This is a genomic window from Streptosporangium sp. NPDC005286 (assembly GCF_040607515.1).
In the GTDB taxonomy this organism is placed as follows: Bacteria; Actinomycetota; Actinomycetes; order Streptosporangiales; family Streptosporangiaceae; genus Streptosporangium.
On the sequence record NZ_JBEXGU010000038.1, the window covers coordinates 55,351 to 66,473 of the forward strand.

At 69.5% G+C, this 11,123-nt stretch carries 6 protein-coding genes and 1 pseudogene; 2 read left to right on the plus strand and 5 right to left on the minus strand.

The features are described 5' to 3' along the window. Positions 1–12 precede the first annotated feature (12 nt). From ABZU75_RS16715 to ABZU75_RS16725, 3 genes and pseudogenes are all read right to left on the minus strand, one after another. Positions 13–1,746, minus strand: a pseudogene (locus ABZU75_RS16715) (hypothetical protein); the annotation flags it as partial. After that, on the minus strand, positions 1,743–2,633 hold the full coding sequence (locus ABZU75_RS16720) for an SIR2 family protein (RefSeq protein ID WP_245651495.1): 891 nt from the start codon (positions 2,631–2,633) through the stop codon (positions 1,743–1,745). The pseudogene ABZU75_RS16715 and the gene ABZU75_RS16720, both read right to left, overlap by 4 nt. A gap of 195 nt (positions 2,634–2,828) precedes the next feature. Beyond that, a complete protein-coding gene (locus ABZU75_RS16725; protein ID WP_343977558.1) occupies positions 2,829–2,987 on the minus strand; it encodes a hypothetical protein in 159 nt (52 codons plus the stop codon). Positions 2,988–3,188: 201 nt separating this feature from the next. On the opposite strand from ABZU75_RS16725, the gene fxsT reads away from it, so the two are divergent. Beyond that, a complete protein-coding gene (gene fxsT / locus ABZU75_RS16730; RefSeq protein ID WP_355554792.1) occupies positions 3,189–5,720 on the plus strand; it encodes an FxSxx-COOH system tetratricopeptide repeat protein in 2,532 nt (843 codons plus the stop codon). A gap of 11 nt (positions 5,721–5,731) precedes the next feature. Here the strand turns inward: fxsT and ABZU75_RS16735 are convergent, their stop codons facing one another. Continuing rightward, positions 5,732–7,036, minus strand: coding sequence for an HEXXH motif domain-containing protein (locus ABZU75_RS16735; RefSeq protein WP_355554794.1), 1,305 nt, complete (start codon positions 7,034–7,036; stop codon positions 5,732–5,734). Beyond that, positions 7,033–8,280 (minus strand): FxsB family cyclophane-forming radical SAM/SPASM peptide maturase, encoded by a 1,248-nt coding sequence (locus ABZU75_RS16740; RefSeq protein ID WP_355554796.1) that lies wholly within the window; start codon positions 8,278–8,280, stop codon positions 7,033–7,035. Before ABZU75_RS16740 ends, ABZU75_RS16735 begins: the two co-directional genes overlap by 4 nt. A 229-nt stretch (positions 8,281–8,509) precedes the next feature. Here ABZU75_RS16740 and ABZU75_RS16745 point away from each other — a divergent pair, with 229 nt between their 5' ends. Beyond that, positions 8,510–10,984, plus strand: a complete 2,475-nt coding sequence (locus ABZU75_RS16745; RefSeq protein WP_355554801.1) for an FxsB family cyclophane-forming radical SAM/SPASM peptide maturase — start codon at positions 8,510–8,512, stop codon at positions 10,982–10,984. Positions 10,985–11,123 lie beyond the last annotated feature (139 nt).

Genomic DNA, 11,123 nt, shown 5'->3' on the forward strand with positions numbered 1-11,123 from the left:
GTCGAGGTCGCGCAACGCCGCTTCCGCCTGGCCGAGCCCGGCGAGGATCTCGCCCCGCGCCCGCAACGCCTCGGTGAGGTTTCCCTCCCTTCCCAGAACGTCGTTGAGAACGTCACGTGCCGCATCGGGATGGCCGTCGTACCAGAGCGCCCAGGCGAGCTCGGTCTGGATGCTCATGTCGTTGGGGACGCGGCGTATCGCCGAGTACAGCTCCCGCACCGCGACCGAGGGGCGCCCCTGGGCCAGCCGCAGCCGGCCGATCCCGGCGAGAAGGCCGCCGACGGCCGAGGTCGCCCCCAGCGTCTCGAAGAGGACCGCGGCGGTGCGGTAGTGCGACACGGCCTTCTCGAAGTCCTCCCGCCGGTGCGCCACGTTGCCGAGAAAGGACTCGATCTCCGCGCGGATCCTGGTGTTGTCGCCACACCGCTCCAGAGCCTCCTCGGCCTGTTTGGCGGCCAGCGCGAACTCCCCGTCGCGGAACGAGAGCTCGGCGGCCCGCAGGTAGTCGTCGGGAAGGGCCCGGCTCTCGGCCTGCACGACGAGGCGGTCGTTCTGCAGGATCGGCTGGATGAGACGCTCGTGCGACAGCTCGCACCAGCGCGTGCCCGCCTTGATGTCCTCACGCAGGATGTGGCGGTCCACCAGTGCCCTGACCACCGCGTTCGGCATGCCGGCGGTGACGGTCTCCCCCTGGTAGACGACCTCGCGGGTGCCGAGTTCGGTGATGAAGCAGCGGCGCAGCCAGCTCCTGAGCTCGGCGACGTCGTCTCCGAAGTGGTCGTGGGCCACCTCGGTGATCATTCGCTCGGAGAAGTCGGTGAGGGAACGATCGGCGTTGGCGAACCTGCGGACGTGGTCCGAGGAGATGACCCGCACGTCCTCGGGCAGGGAATGCCACATGGCCGAGCACACGACCTGCAACTGGACGGGCTCGACCACCTTGGCGTCGGCGACGACCTCCTCGCCCAGCGCCCTGCCGACCCTGATCATGCGGAGGTCGTCCACCAGGCCACGCGCCGCGCCCGGGGCGAACGAGCGTCCCGTTCCCTCCAGCGGGCCCTCGGTCGCCCGGACCGCGGCGCCCGTGTCAAGGGCGGTCAGGGAGAAACGGCTCCGGGCCATGCCCGCCAGCTTCGGCTCGTGGGGAAGGATCGCGGCGAGGTAGTCCTCGCGGATCGAGATGAGAAGACGCAGGTTCGGGTCGTCGTCCAGCGCCTCGACGAGCTGGCCGATGAACCATTCCCGGTACGGCTGGCGGTGGGCGAAGTCCCCGAAGAGCTCCTCGGCCTGGTCGATCGCGGCCAGGGTGAGGACCGGGTCGCCGTAGGGGTCCTGGCGCGGCGGGCGCCGGCTGAGGAACTCACGGATCGTCAGCCCCGCCAGCCGGGTGGGCGTCTCGGTGGGAGACCACGACGACAGCAGCGCGAACACGTGCGGGTTGTGCCGGGAGAGCGCGGCCGAGGGGAAGGGCGAGCCGTGCGACACCCTGCCTATCGGCAGGACGTCGGTCCTGCCGGTGTCCAGCAGTGGGAGCACGCCCGCCTGGATCAGCGAGGTCTTGCCCACGCCCGACGGCCCGTACAGCACGGTCAGGCGCCCGGCCTGCCACAGGTCGGAGACCTCGTGCGCCTCCCTGTCGCGGCCGAAGAACTTGGCTCGGTCCTCGCGGCGGAAGGCCCGCAGGCCGACGTACGGCCGGCCGGCCGCGTCCGGCCGGACAAGGTCGGAGGTCACATCAGAGGTCACGGCACCGGTCCCATCCGCCGGCGCAGCTCACGGCAGAACTCCTCCGCCGTCCCCCAGAAGATGGAGATCCGCCAGTCTTCGTAGTATCTGGCCAGCTGACGCTGGACTTCCAGCACGTCCGCCTTCGTGCTGGCGAGCGAGGGGGCGAGCTGGACGCTCACGTGCCTGCGGCGGTTGATTCCGGGAACGGCTTTCAACAACCCATGGAAAAGCACGCGAAATGTCCAGTCCTGCAGGCTGTATCCGATGAACAGCAGGGGTCTCCTGGTCAGCGCCGCGAGAATGGAGGTGGGCAGCATCCGCTGGCCGCCCGCGACACCGTCCACGGCGAGGTTGGTGAGAAACTCCAGATAGTCGTCCTCCGCCAGCACTATCGACGCCGGATCCTGCAGGCTGCCGTGCAGGTGATAGATGAGCGGGGCCTCGGGCCTGGGATTCCAGCCCGCCTCGCTGCTGAACAGATCCTCGGCGTAGGCCAGTCCTTTGTTCCATGGACAGACGGCCACATTCGGTCTTTTTCCCACGGCTTCGAGTGAGCGCAGGATGAAGTCGTCGTAGTTTGTCGTCAGATATACCGGAAGTGGGAAGCTCGCGAGCAGACCGTGCGGTTCGAGGGGGTCGAGGAAGTCGGGCGCGCCCCCGGCGTCGAGCTCGTCGCAGATCCGCCTCTTCACATATACCGAATCCCCATATCGCATCACCGCGAACTGCGTCACCCGCGGGAGATCATGGTCGTCGTCGAACGGATAGTCCCATCGGCGCGCCATGTCGCGGCTCAGCGCGGTCCCGGTCGGCAGAGTGCCCACGCACGCCCCGGACCCCAGGAACGGCGTGCAGTCCCCGCTGTTCAACTGGTCGAGCAGGCGTTCCCACTCGGCCTCCCCCATGTCATGCACGCAGGGCACCACCTCACGGGCAAGAGATCCAATCGGATCATGGACTCGATGCCGTACGACTCTATTGGCATGGTCAATCCCTCCGGCGAGGGAAGGCACCTCTGGTCCCGACGGCACGCCCGGAGCAGGCGAATGATTCACGATCACCTTTCTGCCGTGACCCGCGTGAAACGGCAGGGTGACCGTTCAGATCGAGCTGGTGAATCCGGCCGTCGGCTCCGCCGTCTCCAGAAACAACGGCTCCAGCGCCCTCCGCAGGGAGTGGTCCTCGATCTCACCGAGCATCTCCAGGGAGAGGCCTCCAAGGTCGACGAAAATGTTTGATCTTGAGCCGTCATCGCGCATACGTGCTCCCCTTACATCGCTCCGGATCCGGCCTCGACCACCGCCCGGGTTTGGGACGTCCTAAAAAATGTGAAACGACGTCCCTTTCGAAAGTATCCAGGCCGCTTTCTTCTTACTATGCGATTCTGTAATACCCCACTCGCCGAATCAACCTTTAGGATGACCGTACGATCCCTTTGGCTAAAAAAACGGAGGCCCGAGGTGGTGGAGCTTTCACACGCGGCGAACACGGTGCCGGAACGGCAGCCCGAGGTCTGGGAGAAGGTGCCGCCCCGCAACAGGAACTTCACCGGGCGGGACGACCTGCTTGTCAGGCTCCGCCAGGGCATCAGCACCGTCACCGCCGTCGTGCCCCAGCCCCAGGCACTGCAGGGGTGGGGCGGTGTCGGCAAAACACACCTGGCCATCGAGTACGCCCACCGCTACCGGTCGCACTACGACCTCGTCTGGTGGATCCCCGCCGACCAGCGCGTGCTGGTGCCGTCCGCGCTGGCTGCGATGGCCCCCCACCTGGGGCTGCCTCCCGCCTCCGCCACCGGTGTCGAGGAGGCCGCCGAGTCCGTGCGCAGGACGCTGCAGAACGGCAACCCCTACCGCCGCTGGCTGCTGATCTTCGACAACGCCGAGGATCCGGGACAGGTCGAGGAGTTCATCCCGCGCGGGCCGGGTCACGTCCTGATCACCTCGCGCAACCCCAAGTGGGAGGACCACTTCGAGACCCTCCAGGTCGACGTCTTCACCCGCGAGGAGAGCGTGGCGTTCCTGAAGAAACGCCTGCGCCGGGAGGTTCCCGACGACGACGCCTCGCGGCTGGCCGAGCAGCTCGGCGACCTCCCGCTGGCGCTGGAGCAGGCCGGCGCGCTGCAGTACGAGACCGGCATGTCCGTCGACGAGTACCTGGAGCAGCTCGGCGAGCAGGCGAACAGGCTGCTGGGCGTCAACAGGGCGCCGGGGTATCCGCTGTCGATGACGGCGGCCTGGAAGGTGTCGGTGTCGCTCCTGCAGGACCGCCTCCCCGAGGCCATCACACTCCTGCGATGCTGTGCCTTCTTCGGCCCCGAGCCCATTCCGCGCGACGTCTTCCGCAGGGGCAACAAGGCCGTCGTTCCCCGGCTCAGCAAGATCCTTTCTGATCCGATCCTGCTCGCCACGGCGCTGAGCGAGCTGAGACGCTTCGCCCTGGCCAGGATCGAGCCCACCACCCGCACGATCCAGGTTCACCGGCTGATCCAGGCGCTGCTCCGTGACGACCTGCCGGAAGAGGATCAGACGGAGATCCGGCACGAGGTGCACGTGCTGCTGGCCGGCAGCGCCCCGAACGACCCCGACGAGACCGACAGGTGGCGCAGCTTCGAGGAGCTGGTCGCGCACGTCACCCCCTCCGGTCTGGAGGAGTGCACGGACCCCGCGGCCAGGCAGTTCGCCCTCAACGTGGTCCGCTACCTGTACATGTCGGGCAACTACCAGTCGGCCCACTCCTTCCTCACCAGCTTCATCCGGAGATGGACCGAGGTCAGCGGGCCGAAGCACCTGGACGTGCTCGTCGCGCACCGGCACCTGGGCAATGTCCTGCGGGCGCTCGGCCAGTACGCCGCGGCGTACGAGGTCGACCACCAGACCCTCGACGACATGCGCGCCATCCTCGGCCCCGACCACCGCGAGACGCTCCTGACGACCAACGGGTACGGGGCCTCCCTGCGGGCCCGTGGCGACTTCGCCGCCGCCCGCAAGCTGGACGGTGAGTCCCGGGACGCCCACATCGCCAACCGGGGCCCCAGCGACCCCGCCACGTTGCGCGTGCTCAACAGCCTGGCTCTCGACTACGCGCTGACCAGTGACTACAAGGCGGCACGACGGCTGCACCAGGAGACGTACCTGGAGATGAGCGACGCGATGGGAGGCATCGGCAAGAGCACCCTGCTGCTGTCCTGGAACGGCCTGGCCAGGGCGGTACGGCTCTGCGGCGACTACACCGAGGCCTGCGACCTGGGCGAGGAGGCCTACGCCTACGGCGTCCAGGAGTTGACGCTCGACCATCACTTCACCCTGCTGACGGCCAAGGACCTGTCGATCGCCAAGCGCCGGGCCGGAGAGGTCTCCGAGGCGCTGGAGCTCGCGCGTGACACGCACACCCGGCTCCAGCGGCTCTTCGGAGACGAGCACGCCGACACGATGGCGGCCGCGATCAACCTGTCCAACTCCCTGCGGGTGACCGGTGACCTCGACGAGGCGTTCGCGATAGCGAACAGGACGGTCGCGCTGTATCCCCGGGTGTTCGGCGAGGAGCACCCCTACGGCTTCGCCTGCGGCGGTAACCTGGCGATCCTGCACCGCCTGCGCGGCGAGGTCGAGACGGCCCGCCGGCTGAACGAGCAGGCGGTGCGCGGCCTGATCTCCAAGGTCGGCAGGGAGCACCACTACCCGCTGACGTGCGCCATCAGCCTCCAGACGGACCTGGCGATCCTGGGAGAGTTCACCCAGGCGTGCGAGCTCGGCAGGGAGACGCTGGACAGGCTGCGGAAGCTCTTCGGCGAGAACCACTTCCTGAGCCTGGCCTGCGCCGGCAACCTCGTCCTCGACCTGAGAGCCGCCGGCGCGGAGAAGGAGGCCGAGCTGCTGTACCAAGACACGATGCGGCAGTATGAGCGCCCCCTGGAGGCCGGCCACCCCGACGCCATCCTCGCGAGCGAGGGCCGGCGCATCGACTGCGACTTCGACCCCCCGCCGATCTGATCACGCCGGGGTCAGGTGTTGCGCCTCCGCCAGGCGTCGAGGTGCCGCTCCGCCTCGCGGAGGGCCTGTGCCTCCGCGAGGTCGTCCACCGGTTCGGCGACGCACTCTTCGAGGGTTCTCCTCATGCAGGCCACGAACTCCTCTCCGCGCTCGTTCAGGCTCCCGCTGGCCAGCAGCGTGCCGGTGACCTGGTAGGCGCCCCGCCTCCACCGGGCGAGTTCCACACGTGCCCGGAACGCCTCGGCGTCCCGCTCGAACCTGTGCTGCCTCCGCCAGAACTCCGCCACCCCGAGATAGGCGTACGAACCCTGCAGCAGCCCGTAGGCGGGGCGCGGGTCATCCCGCCAGGGCGCGTAGTAGCGTCTGCCGTCGTCCGGCAGGGTCAGCGGGATCACGTCGGTCAGCGCCGTGAGCTTCGCGTGCTGGATCTCGTGCGCGAGCGTAGCGGCGAGCCCCAGGCCGTGCCACGGGTCGGACATCGCGACGGTCCCGAACGCCTCGCGGGTGGAAGCGCTGTTCTGCCCCCTGTCCGGCGCCTTGACGGGGGTGAGCACCGACACCGTGGAGCTCACCTCCTCCGCCACCTGCCGGTGGTGGGCGGTCAGGACGCGCCACGCGTCGTCCAGGTGCGCCCGCCACTCGCGGAGCCGCTCGCGGCCGAGCCGCGGCTCGGTGACCTCTTCCACGGGCCACCGGTACGGGTCGAGGTCGTCGACGACCAGGTCGAACCCCGGGATCACCGACCAGCCGTGCAGCGCCTGCCAGCCGGGCCGGTCGCCCGGGGGGTCGACGCGGACCGTCAGGCCGCCGGCGTCGAGTTCGGCGCCGTCCCCGTCCGGCCGCACCTCGACGTCGACCATGGCCGGCGCACCGGCGGGGAGAGTGAGGCGCCCCAGGGACGGCAGCATGATCGTGCCGTCGCGGACGGGCAACCGGACCCGGCACCGGACCCGGGCCCGCACCGCGACCACCACGGCCAGTGCGCCCAGCTGCGCGGGATCGTCGCGGCTGTCATCCCCGCTCCGCAGGGACCGGCAGGTCCGCCACGCCCACGCCCCCACCGCCGGATACCTCAGCAGGCGCTCGACCTCCTCGTCCGCCTGCCCCTCCAGATCGGCCAGCAGGCCGTAGGCGCGCATCGCCAGGGCGGCACCGGGATGCCCGGCCGACCGCGCCTCGCCGACGACACCTCGCACCAGCACCCTGTTCCTGGCGCGCTGCGCGGCCCGCAGCTCGGCCACGGCGCCGGCACCGCCCTCACCGGCCGCCAGCGTGAGAAACGTCTTGTCGGACACCTGCTGCGAACCGTGCCTCATCGGCTTCCCTTCAGCCTGGCGACATCCCGCGCGAGCCGGGTGCGGATATGGGTGATCAGCCGGTACAGGTCGGGGCAGTAGACCGAAGGTCCCAGAAAGCCGGCGGCCTCGCTGTATCTGTGCGCGTACAGCCCGCCGCCGCAGACCGAGTGGATGTCACAGGCCAGGCAGACCGGTGCCAGCCCGAGCTCGCCGATCTGCCTGGCCGCCATGGACGGGTGGGTGAGCGCGGCGTCGAAGGAGTCGCGGAGCAGGTGCAGGCGGGTCGCGGCCGCCCCGTGGTAACTGGACTTCAGGATGTCCGACTGCTCGATGCTGCCGTCGGTCTCCACCACGGCCATCCGGGCGGGTGAGAGTCCCACGGTCTCGCTGCGCGAGGCGCCTCCCGTCAGCAGGCGCATGATCTCGCGGAACAGCCGGACCTCCGTCTGGTCGGCGGCCGATCCGTACCAGCGGTCGAAGATCGGGATGAGCCAGTCGGCGTACGGTGTCACCCCCGCCTCCGGAACGCGGAAGGGCGGCGGGGTGGACCAGTTGCCGTGCGGGAGCAGGAAGTCGACGGCCGGGGGATCGAACTCCAGAAGCGCCTCGTAGGTCGCCAGCGGATCGTTGCGGACGTCGACGGTGCACAGCAGGCCGCTGAACAGGTGATGGAAGGGACCGCCGGTCAGCCTGCGAAGCGAGGCCGCCACCTTCGCGTGACTTCCCCTGCCGTCCGCGTGGCGCCGGTGCCGGTCGTGACCCTCCGCGTAGCCGTCCAGGCTCACCCCGACCCGGATCTCCAGGCTGTCGAAGAGCCGCAGGTAGCTCTCGTCCAGGCGCAGCCCGTTGGTCTGCACACCGACGTGGACGCGGGTCCCGACGTCGGCGGCGGCCCCCCTGATGGTGCGCACCGCGTAGGAGATGAGATCCGGCCCGGCCAGAAGGGGCTCACCGCCGTGCAGAACGACCTCCACCTCGGCCAGCTCGTGGGTGAGCGCGTGCTCGGCTATGCGCTTCGCCGTGCGGTCGACGATCGCCTCCGACATGCGCCTCGGCTGTGCCCTCCAGGACTGGTCCGCCATCTCGTAGACGTAGCAGTGGCGACAGGCGAGGTCGCACCTGCTGTGGATCTTCAAGATGAACTGCCGGAAAGCCGCCGGTCGCCACCCTGATTCCAGCAATCCCCTGACATCGAGCGTCGCCGGGAACACGCTTCTGGGTGACGGGATTATGGGGTCAAGTTTCTCAGGCAAACGCGGCACACCTCTCTTGCGCCATTTCCTATCTGGCATGAGTTTGCCCAAATAGTCAAGTTCCAGGCTTACAAATAGTGGTCTCCGCGACATGACCGAAGGGTTTCATCCGTCTCTGGAACGGCGGCCGGCCATCATCTATCGTGGAAGCATCTTTCGGGCATCACATAACGTGGTCTCATCAGGGGGCTGATCAGCGGTGCGCGAGTGGCCGTCGACTCTCGACATCGGCAGGCTGATGGCCGACGGCTGGAGACCGACGCCGTTCCGGCAGTTCATCCTGAAGATCCACAGTAGGTGCGATCTCGCCTGCAAATATTGCTATATGTACGAAATGGCCGATTCGTCGTGGCTGACACGCCCGAAACAAATGTCACGGGAGACCGTCGCCGCCACCGCCGCGAGAATCGCCGAGCACGCCCACCGTCACGGCCTGCGCGACATCGAGATCATCCTGCACGGGGGCGAGCCACTGCTCGCCGGCCCCGAGGCGATCCGCGAGATCGTCACCCGGATCCGTTCGGCGGCCGCCGGCACCCGGGTCAGGGCCAGCCTGCAGACCAACGGGCTACGCCTGGACGAGAGCTACCTGCGACTCCTCGACGAACTGGACATCCGGGTCGGGGTGAGCCTCGACGGTGACGAGACGATGCACGACCGCAGCCGCAGGCGCGCAGGCGGCCGCGGCAGCCATGCCGAGGTGTCCCGAGCCCTCCGGCTGCTGACCTCGCCCACCTTCAGGCATCTCTTCAGCGGCCTGCTGTGCACCGTCGACCTCAGAAACGACCCGATCGGGGTCTACGAGGCGCTCCTCGCCTTCGACCCACCGGCCGTCGACTTCCTGCTCCCGCACGGCAACTGGTCGGCGCCCCCGGCCGGCCGGCTCCCCCACGAGGAGACGACACCGTACGCGGACTGGCTCATCCCGATCTTCGACCGGTGGTACGGCGCGGCGCGCAGGCCCACCCGGGTCCGGCTGTTCGGCGAGATCATCCACGTGCTGCTCGGCGGTTCGTCGTCGAGCGAGCAGATAGGCCTGTCCCCCGCGGGAATGGTGGTGGTGGAGACCGACGGCGGCATCGAGCAGTCGGACGTGCTGAAGTCGGCCTACCAGGGAGCCCCCGAGACCGGGCTGCACGTGACACGTGACTCCTTCGACGACGCCCTGCTCCTTCCCTCGATCGCCGCCCGCCAGATCGGCGAACTGGCCCTGTGCCCCACCTGCCGGGCCTGCCCGGTGTCACGGATCTGCGGAGGAGGGTTGTACGCCCACCGCTACCGCTCCGGCCATGGTTTCGCCAACCCCTCCGTCTACTCCCCCGACCTGCTCCGACTCATCGAGCACGTCAAGAGCACTGTCGAGGCCGATCTGTCGGCTCGATCGAAACGACGGGGAAGGGACACGATGAACCTGCGTGAGCACCGGATCACGGCCGGGGTGTTCTCCAAGCTCGCCGCCGGCGGTGGCGGCGCCGCCGCGGTCGCCAAGCTCTCCGCGGCGCAGCACAGCAAGCACGTGCTTCTCGTACGGGGGGTGCTGGAGGCCGCGCGCGCGAACGGCCACCCGGACGCCGCCGTCACCCGCCGTGCCTACGACCTGCTCGCCACGGTACAGCGCCGTCATCCCGGCGCCGTCGGCACCGTTCTGCGCCATCCCTCGGTGGGCGCCTGGGCGCGGCGGACAATCAAGATGCTCGACGCTCACGCCGAGGACGCGGCACCGGGGCAGCTCGCCGCGCTCGCCGCCGCGGCGGCGATCCGTTCGGGCACGGCCTGCGACATCGACGTGCCCGCGGTGGAGGGGGTCGTCACGCTGCCCTCTCTGGGCCAGGCGGTCCTGTCGCCGACCGTCTCGTGGGCCACGGTGGAGTGTGCCGAGGGCGGTGCCGAGGTCACCGCGGACGGGGTCATCGTCACCGTCCCGCGCGACCCGGGCCGGGACGCTCCCGGGTGGAGAGGCCTGCGATCGCTCTCCACCGAGGTGGACGGCGTGCCGCTCCACCTGGTCATCGACGACCTCGACCCGTACCGGATGCCGGAGACCACGAACATCGGCGGGCGTCTGACCGAGGCCGAGACCGAGCGCTGGCAGTCGACGCTGGAGGGAGCCTGGCATCTGCTGGTGCGCCACCACCGCGCCGTGGCCGATGAGGTCGTCACGGCGATCACGGTCCTCACCCCGCTGGTCGCCCCGGCCCGGGGCCAGTCGAGCTCGACATCCGGCGAGACGTACGGCTGCGTGGCCCTGTCGACGCCGCCGGACGCCGCCACGTTCGCGGTCACCCTGACCCACGAGACGCAGCACGCGAAGCTCTCGGCCCTGCTCGACCTGGTCCCCCTGACCCTTCCCGACGACGGCAGGCGCTACTACGCTCCCTGGCGCGATGATCCCCGTCCCATTCCCGGCCTGCTCCAGGGGGCCTACGCCTTCCTGGGCGTGGCCGGCTTCTGGATGCGCCAGCGCCACCTGGAGACCGGGGCGGCGGCCCTGCGCGCGAGCTCGGAGTTCTTCCGCTGGCGCGAGGCGGCTCACCTGGTGACCGGCACCCTGCTCGGCAGTGGGCGGCTGACCCCGGCCGGCGAGAACTTCGCGACCGGAATGGCCCTGCGCCTGGACCGCTGGGCACAGGAGAGCGTGCCGGCCCGCGCCCGGGCCCTGGGCCGCGCACACGCCGACGACCACTACGCGCGCTGGCTCGAACGCAACGGTTAGGCCCTGCCCACCGGATCCTGCCGTGGCGGGTGCCGGGGGGGGGGGGGGCCGCCCCCCCCCCCCCCCCGGCGGGCCGGAAATAAACGGGCCCCGGGCCCGGGGCGGTGGGGGGGGTCTTTTTGCCGGAAGGGAATTGAAA

Bases quoted from the DNA above. Each gene is read 5' to 3' on its own strand.
- ABZU75_RS16720 (WP_245651495.1), bottom strand. From the start codon at position 2,633: ATGGGGGAGGCCGAGTGGGAACGCCTGCTCGACCAGTTGAACAGCGGG.
- ABZU75_RS16725 (WP_343977558.1), bottom strand. From the start codon at position 2,987: ATGCGCGATGACGGCTCAAGATCAAACATTTTCGTCGACCTTGGAGGC.
- ABZU75_RS16735 (WP_355554794.1), bottom strand. From the start codon at position 7,036: ATGAGGCACGGTTCGCAGCAGGTGTCCGACAAGACGTTTCTCACGCTG.
- ABZU75_RS16745 (WP_355554801.1), top strand. From the start codon at position 8,510: ATGGCCGACGGCTGGAGACCGACGCCGTTCCGGCAGTTCATCCTGAAG.